Source organism: Paenibacillus sp. FSL H7-0357, from assembly GCF_000758525.1.
Lineage (GTDB): Bacteria > Bacillota > Bacilli > Paenibacillales > Paenibacillaceae > Paenibacillus_AQ.
In genome coordinates, this window is sequence record NZ_CP009241.1 from 3,631,448 (window position 1) to 3,650,435 (window position 18,988).

19 protein-coding genes are annotated in these 18,988 nt (G+C 48.5%); 16 read left to right on the forward strand and 3 right to left on the reverse strand.

The window, feature by feature from the left end:
* The first annotated feature begins 30 nt into the window (after positions 1–30).
* The 5 genes from H70357_RS15785 to H70357_RS15805 all read left to right on the forward strand — a co-directional run bounded on the left by H70357_RS15785 (position 31) and on the right by H70357_RS15805 (position 5,600).
* Entirely contained in the window at positions 31–414 is a 384-nt protein-coding gene (locus H70357_RS15785) for a GIY-YIG nuclease family protein (protein ID WP_038591260.1), read from the forward strand.
* 65 nt (positions 415–479) lie between these two features.
* On the forward strand, positions 480–878 hold the full coding sequence (locus H70357_RS15790) for a DnaJ family domain-containing protein (protein ID WP_038591263.1): 399 nt from the start codon (positions 480–482) through the stop codon (positions 876–878).
* 193 nt (positions 879–1,071) lie between these two features.
* A complete protein-coding gene (gene hrpB / locus H70357_RS15795; protein WP_038591268.1) occupies positions 1,072–3,561 on the forward strand; it encodes an ATP-dependent helicase HrpB in 2,490 nt (829 codons plus the stop codon).
* A 217-nt stretch (positions 3,562–3,778) separates the two neighbouring features.
* Positions 3,779–4,354 (forward strand): general stress protein, encoded by a 576-nt coding sequence (locus H70357_RS15800; protein WP_038591272.1) that lies wholly within the window; start codon positions 3,779–3,781, stop codon positions 4,352–4,354.
* Positions 4,355–5,240: 886 nt separating this feature from the next.
* The gene (locus H70357_RS15805; protein ID WP_038591275.1) at positions 5,241–5,600 is read left to right on the forward strand and encodes a replication termination protein; all 360 of its coding nucleotides are present in this window, start codon (positions 5,241–5,243) and stop codon (positions 5,598–5,600) included.
* 2 nt (positions 5,601–5,602) lie between these two features.
* On the opposite strand, the gene H70357_RS15810 is transcribed toward H70357_RS15805, so the two are convergent.
* The gene (locus tag H70357_RS15810; RefSeq protein WP_038591278.1) at positions 5,603–6,166 is read right to left on the reverse strand and encodes a TraR/DksA C4-type zinc finger protein; all 564 of its coding nucleotides are present in this window, start codon (positions 6,164–6,166) and stop codon (positions 5,603–5,605) included.
* A gap of 186 nt (positions 6,167–6,352) precedes the next feature.
* On the opposite strand from H70357_RS15810, the gene H70357_RS15815 reads away from it, so the two are divergent.
* The 6 genes from H70357_RS15815 (at position 6,353) to H70357_RS15840 (ending at position 13,148) form a co-directional block, all read left to right on the forward strand.
* Positions 6,353–6,736 carry a DivIVA domain-containing protein gene (locus tag H70357_RS15815; protein WP_038591281.1) on the forward strand — a complete coding sequence of 128 codons (384 nt, stop codon included), beginning with the start codon at positions 6,353–6,355 and terminating at the stop codon, positions 6,734–6,736.
* 124 nt (positions 6,737–6,860) lie between these two features.
* Complete coding sequence (locus H70357_RS15820; protein WP_038591283.1) at positions 6,861–9,608, forward strand: CHASE3 domain-containing protein; 2,748 nt, start codon at positions 6,861–6,863, stop codon at positions 9,606–9,608.
* Between the two features lie 211 nt (positions 9,609–9,819).
* Positions 9,820–10,686 (forward strand): PRD domain-containing protein, encoded by an 867-nt coding sequence (locus H70357_RS15825; RefSeq protein WP_038591286.1) that lies wholly within the window; start codon positions 9,820–9,822, stop codon positions 10,684–10,686.
* Positions 10,687–10,708: 22 nt separating this feature from the next.
* On the forward strand, positions 10,709–11,218 hold the full coding sequence (locus H70357_RS15830; protein ID WP_038591289.1) for a PTS sugar transporter subunit IIA: 510 nt from the start codon (positions 10,709–10,711) through the stop codon (positions 11,216–11,218).
* Positions 11,219–11,264: 46 nt separating this feature from the next.
* The gene (gene nagE / locus H70357_RS15835) at positions 11,265–12,719 is read left to right on the forward strand and encodes an N-acetylglucosamine-specific PTS transporter subunit IIBC (protein ID WP_038591292.1); all 1,455 of its coding nucleotides are present in this window, start codon (positions 11,265–11,267) and stop codon (positions 12,717–12,719) included.
* A gap of 114 nt (positions 12,720–12,833) precedes the next feature.
* Positions 12,834–13,148: a hypothetical protein gene (locus tag H70357_RS15840; protein ID WP_038591295.1), complete on the forward strand. Its 315-nt coding sequence runs from the start codon at positions 12,834–12,836 to the stop codon at positions 13,146–13,148.
* Between the two features lie 132 nt (positions 13,149–13,280).
* On the opposite strand, the gene H70357_RS15845 is transcribed toward H70357_RS15840, so the two are convergent.
* A complete protein-coding gene (locus tag H70357_RS15845) occupies positions 13,281–13,493 on the reverse strand; it encodes a hypothetical protein (protein ID WP_038591298.1) in 213 nt (70 codons plus the stop codon).
* Positions 13,494–13,916: 423 nt separating this feature from the next.
* Here H70357_RS15845 and H70357_RS15850 point away from each other — a divergent pair, with 423 nt between their 5' ends.
* The 4 genes from H70357_RS15850 to H70357_RS15865 are packed head-to-tail and all read left to right on the forward strand — an operon-like array spanning position 13,917 to position 17,487.
* Positions 13,917–14,441 carry a sigma-70 family RNA polymerase sigma factor gene (locus H70357_RS15850; RefSeq protein WP_038591301.1) on the forward strand — a complete coding sequence of 175 codons (525 nt, stop codon included), beginning with the start codon at positions 13,917–13,919 and terminating at the stop codon, positions 14,439–14,441.
* A 54-nt stretch (positions 14,442–14,495) separates the two neighbouring features.
* Entirely contained in the window at positions 14,496–15,617 is a 1,122-nt protein-coding gene (locus H70357_RS15855; RefSeq protein ID WP_038591304.1) for a hypothetical protein, read from the forward strand.
* Positions 15,614–16,603 (forward strand): ABC transporter ATP-binding protein, encoded by a 990-nt coding sequence (locus H70357_RS15860; RefSeq protein WP_038591307.1) that lies wholly within the window; start codon positions 15,614–15,616, stop codon positions 16,601–16,603. Before H70357_RS15855 ends, H70357_RS15860 begins: the two co-directional genes overlap by 4 nt.
* Positions 16,600–17,487: an ABC transporter permease gene (locus H70357_RS15865; protein WP_038591310.1), complete on the forward strand. Its 888-nt coding sequence runs from the start codon at positions 16,600–16,602 to the stop codon at positions 17,485–17,487. The genes H70357_RS15860 and H70357_RS15865 overlap by 4 nt, the downstream gene beginning before the upstream one ends.
* Positions 17,488–17,582: 95 nt before the next feature.
* On the opposite strand, the gene H70357_RS15870 is transcribed toward H70357_RS15865, so the two are convergent.
* The gene (locus tag H70357_RS15870; protein ID WP_038591312.1) at positions 17,583–17,909 is read right to left on the reverse strand and encodes a catDE operon transcriptional regulator CatR; all 327 of its coding nucleotides are present in this window, start codon (positions 17,907–17,909) and stop codon (positions 17,583–17,585) included.
* Between the two features lie 166 nt (positions 17,910–18,075).
* On the opposite strand from H70357_RS15870, the gene H70357_RS15875 reads away from it, so the two are divergent.
* A complete protein-coding gene (locus tag H70357_RS15875; protein WP_038591315.1) occupies positions 18,076–18,858 on the forward strand; it encodes a GTP cyclohydrolase II in 783 nt (260 codons plus the stop codon).
* The last annotated feature ends 130 nt before the right edge of the window (positions 18,859–18,988 follow it).

Genomic DNA, 18,988 nt, shown 5'->3' on the forward strand with positions numbered 1-18,988 from the left:
AGCTTATTATTGAAGGAGAGATCAGGAATAATGGAAAAAGCAAGACGCAAAGAACTGGCCTATGATTATGCCCACTCTCATCGGCCGATGGGTGTATACCGGATTGTGAATACGAAGAACGATAAGTCTTTTGTAGGCAGCAGCCTTAACCTGGAAGGCGTATGGAACAAGCATAAATTTATGCTCGATATTAATAGCCATGACAATAAATCGCTGATGGCCGACTGGGTAGAGTACGGGGAAGAGGCCTTCCGTTTTGAGATTCTGGAACAAATTAAACCGGAGGAGGATTTTGTGGCATCCGTGTCCGAGCTGGCCAAATACAGAAAGCAGCTTCCGGAGCTGGAGAGCAAATGGATGGACCAGCTGTCTCCCTACGGAGACCGCGGTTATCATAAACCCAAGCAGAAATGAAATGACATAGCGGCTGTGTTAAAATAAGAAGCAAAACGGGTTCTGAACACAAGGAGCGGTACGATATGGGTATGCTGTCATGGCTGGCGGAGCAGCGGATTCAGGAAGCGATGCGGAGCGGGGAATTCAAGGATCTTCCCGGGGCTGGAAAGCCGCTGGAGCTGGAGGACTTGTCGGGGGTTCCTGAGGAACTGCGGATGTCATTCAAGATTATGAAAAATGCCGGGCTGCTGCCGGAAGAGATCACACTGCGTAAGGAATGTGTAACCCTTGAGGAACTGCTGGCAGCATGCCGCAACAGCGGGGTTACTAGTTCTGGTGAACAGAAAACGCTGGAGAACAAGCTCTCCATGAAGAGACTTCGGCTGCAGGAACTGCTGAGGCAGCGCGGGCTGGAGAGCAGCAGTTCCATCCTGGAGTACGGCGATAAAATTCGTCAGAAGCTGCTGAGTGAAGAAGAATGAGTCTGCGCCCGGAGGGGCGGCAGGCTTTTTTTTGTTATCTTTCGGTATATCTGTATCCGGTTGGGAGAGTTCGAATCCAACTTTATGAAGCATCTTGAAATTTAGGATCGTTTCGCCCATGATGATTAGGCAGGATAGATGCAATACGCGCTGCCAATTATACTAAGTTAATCACAGATTATGGAGAGAAAAGATGAAACAGCTTCCTATTATGCAGGTGCTCCCTGACCTGAAATTGATACTGAATAAGAATAAAGCAGCTGTACTTATTGCCGAACCCGGTGCGGGGAAGACGACCGGAACCCCTCCGGCTTTTTTGGACGAGCCTTGGATGTCTGGCAAGAGTATTCTAATGCTGGAGCCCAGAAGGCTTGCAGCCCGTTCAGCGGCTGTTTATATGGCGGCCTGCCTTGGAGAGAGTGTGGGACAGACGGTAGGCTACCGGATGCGTATGGACAGCAAGGTTGGCAAAAACACACGGATTGTTGTTGTGACCGAAGGTGTGCTGACGAGAATGCTGCAAAGCGATCCTTCACTTGGCGATGTTGGACTTATAATTTTTGATGAATTTCATGAGCGCAGTCTTCATGCTGATCTCGGGCTGGCACTGACGCTGGAGGTGCAGTCTGTGCTGCGTGAAGATCTGCGTATTCTCATAATGTCAGCTACACTGGATGGAGAACGGGTGTCGGCGCTGCTTGGCGGAGCGCCGGTAGTGGATTGTCCCGGCCGCACCTATCCGGTGGAGACGATTTATGTTCCGGGATCAGGCACAGCGCAACTGGAGCAAGCAGCGGCCATTGCCGTCCGCCGGGCCCTGGATGAGCAGTCCGGTGATGTACTGGTGTTCCTGCCCGGCGAACGGGAGATCCGCCGTACCGAACGTGAGCTGCAGAGCGGGGCGCTTCCCCAAGGGACGGTGCTGCGGCCGCTTTATGGCCAGCTCCCGCAGGCCATGCAGGATGCGGCGGTGGCTCCAGCCGTGCCGGGTGAGCGCAAGGTCGTATTGGCAACTTCCATCGCCGAAACAAGCTTGACCATCGAAGGGGTGCGCACGGTGATTGACACCGGGCAGCGCCGTACGCAGGTATTCTCTCCGCGCACCGGCATGCCGCGGCTGACAACAGTGCCGGTATCGAAGGCATCGGCTGACCAACGCCGTGGCCGTGCCGGGCGGACAGCGCCGGGAGTCTGCTACCGGCTGTGGAGCAGCGAGGAGCATCAACGTCTTCCGGACGACAACGTGCCGGAGATCATGGAAACCGACCTGGCGCAGCTCGCGCTGGAGCTGGCGCTATGGGGCGTGCGCGATCCTGCCGCGCTGCCCTGGCTGGATGCGCCGCCCGCCGCGCCTTACGCGCAGGGCGCTGCGCTGCTGCGCCAGCTCGGCGCGCTGGATGCCGGCGGCGCCATCACGCCGCACGGCCGCAGCATGGCCGCGCTTGGCGCACACCCGCGTGCCGCGCATATGCTGCTGCGCGCGGCAGAGCTTGGCGCCGCGCCGCTCGCCTGCCGGCTGGCGGCGCTGCTGCAGGAGCGGGACCTCTTCAAGGGTCCCGCCGCTGCGGACAGCGACCTCACGCTGCGCGTGGAGGCGCTGTTGAGGTTCGAGCGCTCCGCCGAGACGGGCGGAGCGGACCCGGCGATCTTGCGCGCGGTGCAGCGCGAGAGCCGGAATCTACTGGCGCAGCTGCAGGCCGCGCCGGAAGTGCCCCGAGACAGCAGCGGCACAGGGCTGCTGCTGTCGTTCGCCTATCCCGACCGGGTCGGGCAGAAACGCGGCGATGGCGCGTTTCTGCTGGCCGGCGGCCGGGGGGCGGCGATGCGGGAAGGGCAGCCGCTGTCGCGTTCGCCCTATATTGTTGCCGCCGGCGTGGACGACCGCGCCGGGCAGGGGCGGATCATGCTGGCCGCAGATCTGCCTGAAGAAGAGCTGCTCCGTCATCATGCGGGCAGTTTTACAGAGGAACGGGAGGTTTACTGGGACAAAGAGAGCGGAAGCGTCAAGGCGCGCCGGCGTACGCTGCTCGGCGCGCTGGTATTGAAAGAGACCTCGCATGAGCGGCCTACGGCAGAAGAGACGGAGGATGTCCTGCTGGGGGTGATATCCGCAGAAGGTCTGGAGATATTGCCTTGGGATAAAGGAACAGTGCAGTTGCGGCAGCGAATGGCATTCATGCATGGACTGCGGACGGATTGGCCTGATGTGGCGGATGAAGCCTTGCTTGGCTCGCTGGATGAATGGCTGAGGCCCTTCATCCAGGGAATGCGCAACCTGCGTGATCTTCAGCGTCTTCCCTTAAGCCGGGCGCTTGAAGGAATGCTGGACTGGAACAGCAGACAGAAGCTGGACAAGGAAGCTCCGACACATATCTCGGTGCCCAGCGGATCTCGGATACCGCTGGATTACAGCAATCCGGGCGCGCCTGTACTGGCAGTAAGGCTTCAGGAGATGTTCGGGCAGGTAGATACACCGAGAATCGGCATGGGGCAAGTTCCTTTACTGCTGCATCTGCTGTCACCGGCGAGACGGCCGATGCAGGTCACCTCCGATCTGGCGAGCTTTTGGCGCAGTACCTATTTCGAGGTTAAGAAGGATCTCAAAGGCAGATATCCCAAGCATTATTGGCCGGATGATCCGCTGCAGGCGGCGCCTACAAACCGGACCCGCCCGGTTAAATAGGGACGATGAATCGTCCCGCACGGATACATCCGGTCAAATAAGAACGATGAATCGTCCCGCACGGATACATCTTGTTAAACAGGGACGACTGATCGTACGCAGAATAGCAAAACTATGAATTTCCAAGGAATTGTGAAGTCTTGCTCCTGTAAACTGTTTGGTTCAGCCGCTAAAGGGTAATAATGTAGCGAACCACAATTACGAAGGAGGGCTTCAAGTGACTAACAAAATTGTAGGAGTTTTCGATACGGAACAAGAAGCGACCAGAGCAATTGAAGGACTTCAAAGTCGAGGAGTCAGCAATGACGAAATCTCAGTAATCACAAGAGACCGCGATGAATTAAAAAGCATTTCTGATGATACAGGTACGATGGCTCCCGAAGGGGTAGCGACAGGCGCGGCTACAGGTGGTGTGGTAGGCGGAATTACCGGGTTGCTCGCAGGAATCGGGGCATTAGCCATTCCGGGGATCGGTCCCATTCTGGCGGCTGGACCTATTGTGGCAACACTCACTGGAGCAGCTATTGGTGCCGGTGCCGGTGGTCTGGTAGGCGGATTGATTGGTCTTGGTATTCCTGAGGATGAAGCCAAGGAATATGAAGGATATGTCGACAGCGGCAAAATCCTTGTTCTCGTAGATGACAACGGCAGAGGCCGGGATATCCACGATGTGTTCAGCGGCAGCCAATCCTTGAACTCTGGTCGATACAATAACCTCTACAGCGATACTACAGTGGATGACACCTTGATTAACAGGGAAACAACCGATACTTATAACCGTAACAGATTGTAAATAAATTTTGATTGCAAGGGGCTTTATCAGTCTCCTTGACCCCATATTTGAACTAACAAAAAATGTTCTTCCGCTGACAAGCCGGAAGAACGTTTTTTTTATTGTGTAGAAGATTATGCATTGTGAAAATTGTGGATCATTCGAAGCATGATGAGGCACAGGCGCGGCTACTAATGATCGCATAAAAGTGGCAGAAACTTTATCAGTGTGCTGCACAGAAAGCACATTAGAAATCGGCGCGGACAGTCATCTGGATGGAATGAGAGGCATAAATGCATCTGAATTTTCCGCACACGCGCTATATGGCCAAGTGAGAGGCATAAATGCATCTGAATTCGCCGCACACGCGCTATATGGCGGAGTGAGAGGCATAAATGCATCTGAATTCGCCGCACATGGGTTAAATGGCGGAATGAGAGGCATAACGCATCTGAATTTGCCGCACACACGCTACATGGCGGAATCCAGAAGTTACTCAACAATATAGTTCTATCTAGTCCACCAACTTCCCAATCTGTTCCAACTTGTTGCAACTCTATTCCCAAGCTGTCTTCACCTTTTCGTCATCGAAGGGTTCTTGAACACGGCGACAGCGCACCATCCATCACAACAACCACTATAACCCTAATTTCAGCATATGAAAAATTCACAATAGAAAAATCAAAAAAATCACTCCCCCACCTTTCCACGAGAATGACCACCATTTTATCTTCACTTATGTCTTACAAACAAGGAAAAAGTGGACCCTGAGCAAGCGGGGGCTTCAGGTTGTGAAAATTGGTAAATAGTGTTTTACTAGAGTTATGCAATAGAGTATTCAATAGAGTTTACTGAAAAGGTTAGAAAGAATACAGGTAAAGTCATTCCACTACAAGGAGGGGTTCCGATGGCATTTATGATTGCCCAGCGGGCTTTTATTAAAGTATATCTGATTACGATGGTAGAACAGCACAAGGGATACGGTTATCAAATGCTGGAGGATTTGCGGAGAGATTTCAAAGCTCATAGCTATGCTCCTCCCCAAAGTGAAATCTACCGTGCGCTCCATGAACTGGTGCAGCAAGGAATACTTTACCGCACTAAGCAGTTGAAGGGAAATGATCCTAAGGTCGATTTTCAGGAAATTGTCTTATATCATTTCACGGCCGATGGGGAGGAAAAAGCCAGGCTCTATAAAAAGCAGGTGAAGACAGACCTTGACCGCTGCCTCGGTATATTAAACAAGGCGGTAGCGGATAATTTCTAAAGTCAGGAATCCTCTTTTTCTACATCCTGCCCGGGAGGTGTGACCGGAGAGCTGGCGCTGCCGTAGTCCTCAACGGAATCCCAGGCCCCGGCATCATCAAATCTTCCGCTATGCTCCTGCCGTCCCTCGCCTGCCCCGGCAGGAGGAGGTGTCATTACCTGTTCTTCTACGGGACGGTCACTCGAGAGCTCTCTGCCGGGAGAGTATTCTACGGTATAGGCTGTGTAAGGAATGGCCTCTAAACGTTCATAAGGGATGTTTTGTTTGCTGGCGATACAGACACCGTAGGTACCATCCTTCATTCGTTGCAGCGCTGCTTCTATCTCTTCTAATTCTTCTGTAAGAGCTTTGTTAATACCCAAATCTCTGCTTCTTTCGAAGGTCTCTGTGCCTGTGTCAGCCGGATGGTTGTCGACGGAGGAGAGTTCACCGGTTGAGATTTTGAGCGAATCACCGAGCAGGCTGTTTTCTTCACCATTACTGGAGAAATGTTGTTCCAATTCTTCTTTGCGCTCTTCTAAAGCAGCTTTAAGTGTGGCCAGCTGCGAGTTACTTAAGTGGCTCATTATGTGACCTTCCTTTCTGCGAAAAGAGTAGTATTGCTGATGTATTCTTACCTTACCCTTTTCGCGAGGAGGGCAATCAGTGAAGCTATGAAATCAGAACTGCAACTTTAGTGATATTTTCAGGTTGCACTCAGCCTGTTATAATGGTTACTGCCGGAGAACACAGATAACTTGGAGGTCACTTAAATGGATGAACATATGAAACGCCGATTGGACAAGCAGAGAAAGCTGTTCAGCCAGCTCGGCATTACACTTGATGCACTGACGATTCATGAGAAGGAATTTGGTATGAAGCTTCGTGGTTATGACGCGGAGGAAGTAGATACTTTTCTGGACAGCGTAATCAAGGATTACGAACGATTTTATGCGACGATTGCCGATTTGATGGATAAGTGGCAGGAACAGCAGATTGAACTCCGCGAAATGAAAGCTGAGACCAAGGCAATTCCAGTCGCTCCTCCGATCGTTAGAGGAATTGATCCGAGAGAGTTGGAGGATGTTATCATCAAACTTGAAAACAATATCCGTCAATTAAAAGATAGACTGCCACAAAGTGAAGGCTACTTGTGACAATAAAAGGATGAATATGAAATATATTCCTATATTTTGCAATCGGGTGACTTGTTTACTGCATTTCCAACATTTACAATAAAATGGGAGTATATATCGGGATGCAAGATGGAGGTTGAAACCTTTGCCCAAGAAGCAAACTTGGAGCTTAAAGATTCGTGGCAAAATTGCAGTAGGCTATGTCTTGATTTTCTTAATGTTAGGCCTTTTTCTGCTGATCGTATCCAGTAGAATTACCGATCTTGAGAAGGAAACAGTTTTCCTGAGTGACCATGATATAGAAGTGCACGAGCTTACATATCAAATTGAAAAAAATGTCCTGGATATGGAGACCGGACAAAGAGGATATGCGCTCACCGGAGACAATTCCTACCTGGTTCCATTTAATAGCGGCCTTGCAGCTTGGCAGATCAATCTTGCCAAGCTGAATGGTCTGATTGCAGACAATCCGGACCAGATGCGGAATCTAGGCGTTATTAAAGAAAATATTCAATTATGGATTGATCTGGCCGGACAGCCAGTGGTTGATCTAAAGCGGAATGGTGAGGATCAAGCCATAGCTAAGTTTTTCCGTAATGATACCGGCAAATCGGTTATTGACTCGATCCGCTCGCAGTCCGACTATTTCCGGGATAACGAGCGGAAGCTAACCAATGAACGGATTTCGAATTTGAAGGAAAGCAATAGCAGACTTCTGATAACCATGTATATTCTATGGACACTGGTTGTGCTGCTCGCGGTCTTGATTACGTATTTAATCTCTGCAAGTATTGTAAATCCGCTGCAGCATGTCATTCTGGCAATTAATGGGATCGCTGGAGGCGGCAATATGTCTGAGCGGATAAAGGTAAAGACCATGGATGAAATCTATGATCTTGGTGAAGCTACCAATAGTCTGCTGGATAAAGTGCAGCTGGAACAGTGGAGCAGTGAGCAGCAGACTGCCATGTCCGTAATTCTGCAGGAAGCTACAGATATTTATTTGTTATGCAGGACTTTTATGAATAAACTGGCAACAACCCTTGAGATGCAATACGGTGCCATTTATGTTATGGATCATAAGGAACGTTATAAATGTATGTATTCCTATGCCGGTGCTGAGAAAACAGAATTCCCGTTTGCAGAAGATTCAATCTTACCCGGTGTGGGTCTTGTGGGACAATGTGCAGTAGATAAACGTATAATTATAGTTGAAGATTTGCCGGAGAATTATATCAGCATTAATTCTGCACTGGGCAGAACGGCTCCCCGCTTCGCAGTTATTGCACCGATTATATTTGAGAATAAAACTGTGGCTGTTTTAGAAGTAGCTTCATTGACCCAATGGGCATCGTATCACCATGAGCTTTTATCCAAGCTTTTGGACATGATGGCGGTTTCCGTGAATTCAGTGATGACCCGTATGGAAATCCAGAAACTGTATCATAATTCCCAGGTCATGAATGAAGAGCTGCAAGTTCAATCGGAAGAACTGCAGGTGCAATCTGAGGAATTGCAGGTGCAGACCGAAGAATTGCAAAATCAAACGAATGAATTGCTCACGGTCAACCGGGAACTGGAGAATCAGAAGGCCGTTGCAGAGAATGCCGCAGTGGAACTGGAACGATATAATGAGCAGCTTGAGTTAAGCTCCCGCTATAAATCGGAATTTCTGGCGAATATGTCGCATGAGCTGCGTACTCCGCTGAATAGTATGCTTATCCTATCCCAACTGCTGGCCGAGAACCGCAATAACAACTTAAGCGAGGAAGAACAAGGTTATGCTTCGGTCATTCACAATTCCGGCACTGATTTGCTGGTCATGATCAACGATATTCTCGATCTGTCCAAGGTGGAAGCCGGCAAAATGATGGTGGAAATGGATGCGGTCAATCTTACGGAGCTCCCTACATTGCTCAGGGGTTATTTTGGTAAAACCGCCGAACAACAGAAATTGGAGTTTTCTGTGAACATCGGTGCAGAAGTACCGGATCTATTTTATACCGACGAAATGCGGCTGCATCAAATTCTGCGCAATCTGCTGTCCAATGCCTTTAAGTTTACGGAGGTAGGTTCCGTGCAAGTTGACATTACCCGGATCGAAGCTTATTCTGACCCGCAGTATAACCCAACTGAGCCAGTTTTGGCTTTCTCCGTCAAGGATACGGGAATCGGGATTTCGGAAGAGCATCGTGAGCTGATTTTTGAAGCTTTCATGCAGGCAGACGGTTCAACTGTACGCAAATTTGGGGGAACCGGGTTGGGTCTGTCAATCTCCCTGCAGCTGGCCAGATTACTGGGCGGGTATATTTCACTGCAGAGCGAGCTGGGGCAAGGCAGCACCTTTACACTATTTCTTCCTTGCCGTTGCCTTGAAGCTGACATGGAGGATGGACTTCAGCCGCCGGGCTCCTGGTCAACCGTTGCGGCGGCACGGGAGCGGGAAGTCACTCAAAAGCCTGAGAAGGCCACTATAACTGTGGACACAAGTTTGTTTGAGAAACAATATGACATGCTCCAAGGCAGGACTGTGCTGATTGTTGATGATGATCTTCGTAATATTTATGCCCTTAAGCAAGGGCTGGAGCCTTATCAGATGAATATCCTTACGGCACAGTCAGGCTTTGAGTGTCTACAGATTGTCAGGGAACAGGCAAATGTGGATATCGTGCTGCTAGATATTATGATGCCGAATCTGGATGGTTATGATACTCTGTCAATCATTCGTGAAGAACTCCTGCTTCCGGATCTGCCGATTATCGCGATTTCAGCCAAAACCATGAAAGAGGACCGTGAGAAATGCCTGGCGGCGGGCGCAACTGATTTCATAAGCAAACCTGTTGTTATGAAAGACGTGATTACCCGAATGTGCCGATGGATTACGGTTGAATAAGCTTAGGCTTATGAGTTTGCTTGACTTTTGAAAAATTACCATTGACGGCGATATGAACTATGAATTATGATAGGCTCATAAATGATCATTTATATGTAGTTGGCGTGTTACCGTAAAGGGCATGAGCCAAGGATTGTCTTCATTCATTTGAGACAGTTCTTGGCTTTTTTTGTTGCCTGTAGCCTGAAGATTAGGGGAAGGAGGGGAGAACTTGTCACGGGAAATCGAACAATTTCAAGTTCAGCGTGTAATTGGGAATAACGTTGTAATGGTCCAGGGAGAAAAGAACGGCAAGGAATATGTCATTATTGGCAAAGGCATCGGCTTTGCGGTGAAAGATGCCGGTGTGATTGAAAGCAACGATCACCGGATCGAAAAGCTGTTTCGCCTGGAAGACCGGGAAGAATGGAGCCAGTATCAAATACTGCTCGAGGACATTGATCCTAAAATAATGAAAATCACCGATGAGATTATCGGAGATATCACCTGTCAGTTTCCCGGCAAGTTAAACGACAAGATTTATTTGGCGCTCCCGAGTCATATCCAGTTTACCATCTACCGTCTGAGGGGCGGGATGGATATAATTAATCCTTTTTTACAGGAAACCAAAATGACTTTTCCGAAGGAATTTGAGATCGCTTTCAAAGCGGCAGAAAAAATCAGTGACGAGTTTAAAATACAGATTCCTGAGGACGAAGTAGGATTCCTCACCTATCATGTATACTCCGCTGTGAGCAATGTTCCGGTTGGACAGCTGGTGAAAGCCTCCAATATCGTGAATGAATTGATTGAGATGATCCGGGAAGAGCGGAAGATTACCTTTGAGCACGGCAGTATGAACCATGTCCGGTTGATGATTCATCTGCGTTTTTCGCTGGAACGGATACTGCAGGGATCCTTAATAGATAATCCCTTCGTGAAGCACATTAAGAAGGAGTATAAAGCGGAATATAAGCTGGCGCAGAAACTCGGGAAAGTAATGCAAAGTTCACTGGAAGTGGAAGTTCCTGATGAAGAATTATGTTTCCTGGCGATGCACTTGCACCGGCTATTCCAAACTTTAGAGAAGAACAAATAGCAGCTTGCGAGGAGTGGCGCGGATGTTTTCCAAATGGAAATCCAAAAAAGAAGAGCAGCATACTGAACAGATCATAGAAATTACAGCTCCTATCAGCGGGCAAGCGGTTCCTTTGAACCAGGTACCTGATGATACCTTTGCCGGCGGACACATGGGCAGCGGAATTGCAATTGAACCTGCTGAGGGGAGGCTTAAGGCTCCGTTTGACGGCAAGATTGCCCATATCGTGAAATCCAATCACGCATTGATTCTTGAGCATCCGTCCGGATTACAGCTGCTGCTACATATCGGAATCGATACGGTCAGCCTGAAAGGCAACGGATTTGTCAGCCATGTTGCTACCGGAGACAGCGTAAAGGCAGGGCAGACCTTGATTGAATTTGATCTTGAGGCTATACAGGCGGCAGGACTTGCAACAATCTCGCCGGTAATCGTAACGAGTATGGAGGAACATTTACCGGAAATAGAGAGTCTCTATGGTGCAGTCACAGCGGGTACGAATATCGTTCTACGGGTGGCTTCAAAGCACTAGCATACTTGAGCAGAACCAATCATGAAACCAAGGGGATGATATTATTATGTTGGCTTTTCTACAAAAGTTAGGTAAGTCTCTGATGCTTCCGGTCGCGACATTGCCGGCAGCAGGGATTCTGCAAGGGTTAGCTTTGATTAATTACGAAAAAGATTGGCATCTGGGGGCTAATGTAGGCGGATTCCTGAATCAATATGTTGCTCCATTCCTGAATGCTGGCGCGGGCGCCATATTCGGCAATCTCGCTTTAATATTTGCTATCGGTGTGGCAATAGGGTTCGCCGGAGATGCTGTAGCGGCATTGTCTGCGTTGATTTCATACCTGGTACTCACCAAAGTTCTGGCTATCGTACCCTTGCAGTTCTCATTTATTAACGACGACGTTGTTCTGAATATGGGGGTACTCGGGGGTATCTTTGCAGGTGCATGGGCAGCCTTCCTCTATAAAAAATACCACAATATCAAGATGCCGGACTGGCTGGGATTCTTCGCAGGCAAACGTTTTGTTCCGATCGTGACTGCCGGTTCCATGATGGTGCTTGCCATATTCGTAGGTATGATCTGGAGCCCTATACAGGATGTAATCAGTGATTTCGGGAACTGGGTTGTGGGTCTCGGCGCGGTGGGCGCTTTTATCTTCGGTACAGCCAACCGCTTGCTGATCCCTATCGGATTACATCACGTACTCAACACCATTGCTTGGTTTCAAATTGGTGACTTTACCAATGCAGCCGGTGAACTGGTACACGGGGACTTGACACGTTTCTTCGCCGGAGACAAAACCGCAGGGATGTTCATGACCGGGTTCTTCCCGATTATGATGTTCGCTCTGCCTGGTGCAGCCTTTGCTTTTATCCATACTGCAAAACCGGAGAAACGCAAACTGGTTGCCTCTATCTTTATTGGTTCAGCGATTGCTTCCTTTTTAACAGGTATTACTGAACCGCTTGAGTTTTCCTTTATGTTCGTTGCTCCGCTCTTATATCTGGTGCATGCCATTTTAACAGGGTTATCATTGGCCCTGATGTACGTCCTTGATGTTAAGATGGGCTTCGGATTCTCCGCAGGTTTGATTGATTCCTTGCTGTACCTGAAGCTTACTACTAATGCATGGATGCTTATCCCGATAGGACTTGCGTTCTTCGTCCTCTATTATGTGCTCTTCCGCTTCATTATAGTGAAATTTAAGCTGAAGACGCCTGGGCGGGAAGATGAGACCGAGGATGAAATCGAAGAAAAGTCCATCGGCGGGGCTTCGGCAGGTGTTTCTTCCCAAGCCGCAAAAATTCTGGAAAACATCGGCGGACCGTCCAACATCCGGAATATTGATGCCTGCATTACACGGCTGCGGTTGATCGTAAACGACGATAAGGCAGTAAAAGATGCTGCGCTTAAACAACTGGGCGCTTCCGGGGTTATGAGACTTGGTCAAGGTGCGGTGCAAATCGTATTTGGTCCAAAATCGGAACAGATTAAGGATGATATAAAGAAGCTTATGTAATAAATATTATGTGCGGGCATCTCTGATGTCCGCATTTTTTTGTGATGCACCTCTTGCAATATATACAATACCGAGTATAATACTTGGTATAACGGAATTAAGGAGTCGGTACACATGTCAGTCGATGATTATCTGGATCTTTTAAACTACGCCAAAGCAATTAACGATGGACAGTGGCAGGCTGACATCATTGAGAATTTAAAGAACTTCAAGGAAGCTTCCGAAGAGCGGGAAAGAGTGGAGAATGTCCGGGAACTCTGGAACCGGTTTGATCATATAAACCTGATGCTGCTGGAATTGTTCAACAAGTTGAGGGAACATGAGGATGCTGAGGACAGTTACCGGTGGAAAGAGAAGATTTGGGAGCTGAAGATGGAGCGGATTACACTGGCAAAGCAAATTCAGGAGAGATATATCAAGATCAGATAATAGATGAATTGATATCCTTACTTGATAATACAAAATAAAAAAATGGCATGCAGTTAGTCTGCTCTGCCAAGACTTGCGAAGTTTACGTTAAGGTGAATTTTGCGGATTCACATTAACAATCTGAAAGATGAATTATTTCGACATTTGCATTCCTTCACGCATCATCGTCATACACATGGTCATCATTTCATCGCAGTCTTGCATTTTCTTCATCATCATGTCCATATCCATGTCCATCATGTTCATTTCAGTCATCTTCTCCATGCACATCTTCATACTGTTCATCTTGGCCATCATGTCTTCCATGCACATATTCATCATCATTTCCATACACATCTTTTCCATTGTTAACGCCACCTCTCAATTTATAGTAGTTTACCTTCTCAAATTACTATATTTTGCTAGTCTAATCAACACTTTTTAAATATTTAAGCCTGGAAATATTTTATTATTTGTCACTATTATGTATATTCAGACCTTGCAGATTGTAAATATAAGATTACTAAACATCACTGTGCACGGTTATTAGAAGATACCGGCAGTTCCTTTTTTCATAAAAAGGGGCTGCTTTTTTTTGTAAATATAAGATTTTATATGCTTCACGCTATAAATTATCCTTCTATTTCTCGCTGAAACGGTACCGTCCTTAAAAAGGACGACAAAGCCGTTTCCACTTGTTGTGGTAAGATGTTTTTGACGTTTTCTGATACAAAAAAGCTTCAGGCTTCGTCTTACTTATAGCTGCAGCTGATAAGGAGGATTTAAACAATGGATATTCCGGAATCTGATATATTCAAAGCTCTATTTTATGAACACTATCCTGTGGTGCGGCGTAAACTTGCTGCTTTGGTACGGGATGAGACGGCGGCGGATGATTTAGCCCAGGATGTATTTTTAAGACTTTACCGCAATCCGCCGGATGACCCCGGAGCGCTCGGTGCCTGGCTGCATAGAGTGCTTACCCGGGTCGGATATGATTATTTGAATAAAGTAGCCAGAGAACGGCGGCTGCAAAATAAGCAGGAGCTCCTCTTCGATATTGGGGCCTCTCCGCCTACAGGTGAAGAGGTGGTGCTCGCCAAGCTGGACCAGGAGGATGTCAGGACCTGGCTGGACAGCCTGCCGGACAGAGACAGACAGGCGCTGTTGCTGAGATATTCGGGTTACAGCTACGCAGAGATCGCCGGAGAGCTCGGTGTAAAGCCGCCGGTTGTCGGGACACTGCTAAGCAGGGCCACAACGAAGCTAAGGCAGCATGCAGTAGAGGCGCTCCCGCACACGACTAGACCGTGAGGACAGCGGCGTTTGGAAATTTTGCTTCTATATATTACTTAGGAGGAACGATCAATGACCAATCCTATAAAACATGAATCAGATCAGCTGAATATGGATGAAGCTTGGGCCAGGCTGCAAGACAGCATTGCGCAGGAACCGGTAAATCCGGTATGGGCAGCTTGGGGCCAGCAATCAACGACAAACAATGATCCCTTAATAAATGCTGCTTCTACAGCTGGTACACCCGGCGGTAGGACTGCAATGACGCAGATAACAGGGCAGGCTGATTCTGCTACGGAAGGCAAGAAAACGGGAAAACGGCCTCGGCGGCCTCAGATGAACCGCCGGCGGAAGTGGGCGGCAACAGCAGCCAGTGTAGCTATCTTCGCTGCTATTCTCGCCACTCCGGTAGGAAGCACGGCTATGGCAGCAATCCTGAACCAATTCCGGATGCAGGAACCAACAGTTGTGAATGAAAGCGATCTGCGGAATATCTTCAATCAGATTACCGAGGGGGGAACTGTCGGTGAAGCTGCCAGTAAATTCGGAGCGGTCTCGAGTTCGTCCGGAACCATCGATGGAGCGGTACCTATAAATGATTTGCAGAAAACGCTGGGGTACAGCGCAGTCAGCGGGGAAGGATTTGACCAAGTCAAGTCTGCTTGGATTAGTCCTTCCCAGGAGATGACCCTTATGCTGAACGTTGACGCAGTCAACGAAGCGTTGCTGCGCCTGGGATCAGATCAGCTGCTACCGGAATCAATAGATGGCAAGCCGATAACTCTGGCTATTCCTGAGATCGTCCGCTACGACTTATCCACGGACAATCAGCATTGGGCGAGCTTTACTCAGATGAATACGCCAATAGTGACGGTAGATCCGTCTATAGACGTAGAAGAAGCCGTTAAGGCTGTCCTTAACTTTCCGCTTCTCCCGGATCATCTGAAATCCAGTTTGCAGCAAAGCCGGATTCTATCCGGCGACATTCCATTGCCGCTGATTAAGGGTCAGTTCTCAGAAGAAATCACTATTGACGGGACACCGGTTATTTTTAATAAAAACGAATATGGCAGAGGAACGCAATATAGTGCGACTTGGGTGAAGAACGGCCAGTTGTTCGATTTCTCCGGAGGAGAAGTGTATTCGGACAAAGCTAAGTTTATGACGAAACTGCAGGAGCTGATCACATCATGAGCATTCCCGCAATAGAAGCCAACTCGTTGACCAAAGAATACAGCAACGGGCGCGGTTGCCGGGATGTAACGATTACTGTGGGGAAAGGGGAAGCCTTTGGCTTCCTCGGCCCCAACGGTGCCGGGAAAAGCACCTTTGTGAAGATGCTGGTTGGACTTATCCATCCTACAGGCGGAAGCGCCTCTTTGTTAGGACATAAAATTGGTACGATGGAAGCCAAGATGAAGATCGGTTATCTGCCGGAGCTGTACCGCTATCAGGAATGGCTGACCGGGGAAGAGGTTGTGCGGCTGCATGCCAGATTATGCCGGATCGATAAAACCGTGGCGGGTCAAAGAATTCCTCAGCTGCTTAATGAGGTGGGTATTGGACAACGCGGACGGGACAGGGTCAAGCATTACTCCAAGGGCATGCAGCAGCGGCTGGGACTGGCTTGCGCGCTGGTGAACGAGCCGGAGATCGTTTTCCTGGATGAACCTTCATCTGCGCTCGACCCGATTGGACGCATGGAAGTCAGGGGTATTCTGCAGCGCTTGAAGGAGCGCGGAATCACTATTTTTCTCAACTCTCATCTGCTTGAGGATGTTGAGGTGCTGTGCGACCGGATGGCACTGCTGAATAACGGTCTTATCCTGCGGCACGGCACAGTATCAGAAATATTAAATAAGCGAACGAGCTGGCATTTTAAAGTGGGCGGCTTTTCGCCTTTTTTGCTGTCCTGGCTGAATGATTTTACCGGACTGTCAATCAACATCTCTTCTGGTGAAGATAAGCAGGAACGGGACTCCTTGCAGGGAACGGATCCTGACAGCGGAATTGTATGGCTGGAAGCAGAGCTGGAAAGTGAAGAGCAGGTGGGCTGGCTGAATGCGGTTTTTATAGAACAGGGTTTGACTTTATATGAAGTGAAGCGTAAAAAAGAGCGTCTGGAGGAATGGTTTATGGATGCGGTATCCGGACTGAGCCACAGGGGGGAGCGGGAATGAGAATTATACTCGGGATGACCTGGAAGGAAATGCTCCGCAAAAGGGTGATGATGCTGACCCTGGTGATGACAGTGATCTTCCTGCTTGCTTTCTGGTTTGTGGCCGGCACTATCGGCGGAGATCGACGTTTTGGCGGCGGGTCCGGAATCGTGAATGGCAGTATTCTTATTGAGCGGTTTACGAATGGGGCATTTATACTGACGTTAGGGTTTTTCTTCGGATCGTTTGTTATCGCTTTTCTGGCGATCTTCAGCTCCTTCTCGGCCATTGCCGGGGAAGCGGAGCAGGGAGTGATGCAGGCGATGCTGCCCAGACCGATTCCACGCTGGAAATGGTATCTCGGCCGCTGGCTTGGCTATGTCACGCTGGGGTTACTCTACGCACTGATACTTTTCGCGGCTATTCTATTCATTACGAATGCCCATGCCGCAATACCTAGAGATATGGCAGCATTGGTTAAAGCTTTCCTGATTTTTGCTTCAAGTGTTCCGCTGTTGATCACATTGTCGATGCTGGGCTCCGGATTTTTCTCGGCGCTCGGGAACGGGGTATTTATGACGATGCTTTACGGAGCGGGCTGGCTGGGAGGCATGATTGATAAGGTGAGCTCAGCGCTGAGCCTGGAAGGCAATGCACTTCATATGCTAAACAATATGACAGGCTTCATGTCAATGCTCATGCCGGTTGATGGTTTGCAGCGCAAAATGACAGCTGTGCTGTTCAGTCTGGACGATCTTGGCGGTATGGTCTCGTTCAGTGGCGGGGCATTTTCACTTCTTAATTTGAACTCAGTTCCCTCGAATTCATTTGTGGTCTACGCTGCGGTTTATACTGCTGCTCTTTTCATAATCGGCTTGCTGCGGTTTCAGCGGAAAGATTTATAAATACGGAGTTCCAGAAAATATGAACAACAATAAGCGCCCTTTTTATTCCGGCTGGCGGAACAAAAAAGGGCGCTATTGATGCTGCGGACCCCATATCATTTGGTTGCGCCGATCTCGATCCACTCTGTAGACCAGTTGCTGATTTCTCCAAGAATAGGAGCCAGGGCAGTGCCTTTGTCCGTCAGCGAATATTCAATGCGTACAGGCATTTCAGGATAAACTGTACGCGTGATAATGCCCTCATTTTCCATTTCCTTCAAGCGGTCAGACAAAACCTTTCCGCTGAGATTGGACAAGCAACTCTCGATTTCACCAAACCGGCGAGGGCCATTCATTAATACAAATACGATCAGTGCAACCCAACGTTTGCTAAGCACATCTACTGCTTTTTCAAAGCGTGGACACATCTCGAAGTCATTCATTAAGATCACCTCTGCATTCATTATATCATAAACTTACAATAAGTAATTATAATTATTTAAATATATATTATAACTTGACGAAGTTATATTACAATGATAAACTAACTTACAAATAGTTACTTGAAGTTAAAATTAAAAATATTTAAAACTTTAGGACGGTGCACTTATGATTAAACCTGATATCCTTTCTATATTGCAGAATAAGATCAAACGGATAACGATGGATGATTCCACTAATATACTGGTCGGACCGATTACGCTGCCGGTGAATCTCGATGGAGAAACAGTCACTTTTAAATGGTACAGCTGGTTGAAATCGGATGACGTTGAACTGCAGGGCGGGGATTCTATAGAAGCAACTGAATTATTGATCTCCCGTCTGTCTTCCATGAATCTCGCTGACAGTCAGCAGTCCAGTGTACTCGTTTACGGTGATTTCGAAGACTCGGACGAAGCTTTGATCCGGATGCACAGCATCTGCCATACCGGCGATATTTTCGGCAGCAAACGCTGTGATTGCGGCTTCCAGCTGCACCAGTCGATGAAGATGATTGCCCAGCACGGCTCCGGTGCGTTGTTCTACCTGGCTAACCACGAGGGAAGAGGCATTGGCCTGTTCAGCAAGGCAATGGCTTATATTCTGCAGGAAGAGGGTTATGATACTGTGGAAGCCAATCTGGAGCTTGGCTTTGCCGATGATTCCAGAGACTATAAGGATGCCATCAGCGTACTGCAGCATCTGCGCAGCAAACCGGTGACACTGATTACGAACAACCCTAAGAAGATGGACGCCTTGAAGGCTGCCGGAATGAACACAGTGAAAAGAATTCCGCTATGGGGTGACGTTTCCGTATTCAATGAGAAGTACCTGCGCACAAAGGTAACGCGGTCCGGCCACTTGGAAGCTGTGAAAAGTAACGATTTCTTTGAAGGCAGAGTCGCCAAATAATGCTGTCATCCAGCTACATTCCTGATTTCCCCCGCAGAAACGGATGCCGTTTGTAAATGGACGGTATAACCGTTTCTGCTTATTTTACGATAAACGGGTAGTGCTTTTGTAATCCGTGCATTATAATGGG

Bases quoted from the DNA above. Each gene is read 5' to 3' on its own strand.
- H70357_RS15785 (WP_038591260.1), top strand. From the start codon at position 31: ATGGAAAAAGCAAGACGCAAAGAACTGGCCTATGATTATGCCCACTCT.
- H70357_RS15790 (WP_038591263.1), top strand. From the start codon at position 480: ATGGGTATGCTGTCATGGCTGGCGGAGCAGCGGATTCAGGAAGCGATG.
- hrpB (WP_038591268.1), top strand. From the start codon at position 1,072: ATGAAACAGCTTCCTATTATGCAGGTGCTCCCTGACCTGAAATTGATA.
- H70357_RS15805 (WP_038591275.1), top strand. From the start codon at position 5,241: ATGGCATTTATGATTGCCCAGCGGGCTTTTATTAAAGTATATCTGATT.
- H70357_RS15810 (WP_038591278.1), bottom strand. From the start codon at position 6,166: ATGAGCCACTTAAGTAACTCGCAGCTGGCCACACTTAAAGCTGCTTTA.
- H70357_RS15815 (WP_038591281.1), top strand. From the start codon at position 6,353: ATGGATGAACATATGAAACGCCGATTGGACAAGCAGAGAAAGCTGTTC.
- H70357_RS15830 (WP_038591289.1), top strand. From the start codon at position 10,709: ATGTTTTCCAAATGGAAATCCAAAAAAGAAGAGCAGCATACTGAACAG.
- nagE (WP_038591292.1), top strand. From the start codon at position 11,265: ATGTTGGCTTTTCTACAAAAGTTAGGTAAGTCTCTGATGCTTCCGGTC.
- H70357_RS15840 (WP_038591295.1), top strand. From the start codon at position 12,834: ATGTCAGTCGATGATTATCTGGATCTTTTAAACTACGCCAAAGCAATT.
- H70357_RS15845 (WP_038591298.1), bottom strand. From the start codon at position 13,493: ATGGAAAAGATGTGTATGGAAATGATGATGAATATGTGCATGGAAGAC.
- H70357_RS15850 (WP_038591301.1), top strand. From the start codon at position 13,917: ATGGATATTCCGGAATCTGATATATTCAAAGCTCTATTTTATGAACAC.
- H70357_RS15855 (WP_038591304.1), top strand. From the start codon at position 14,496: ATGACCAATCCTATAAAACATGAATCAGATCAGCTGAATATGGATGAA.
- H70357_RS15860 (WP_038591307.1), top strand. From the start codon at position 15,614: ATGAGCATTCCCGCAATAGAAGCCAACTCGTTGACCAAAGAATACAGC.
- H70357_RS15865 (WP_038591310.1), top strand. From the start codon at position 16,600: ATGAGAATTATACTCGGGATGACCTGGAAGGAAATGCTCCGCAAAAGG.
- H70357_RS15870 (WP_038591312.1), bottom strand. From the start codon at position 17,909: ATGAATGACTTCGAGATGTGTCCACGCTTTGAAAAAGCAGTAGATGTG.
- H70357_RS15875 (WP_038591315.1), top strand. From the start codon at position 18,076: ATGATTAAACCTGATATCCTTTCTATATTGCAGAATAAGATCAAACGG.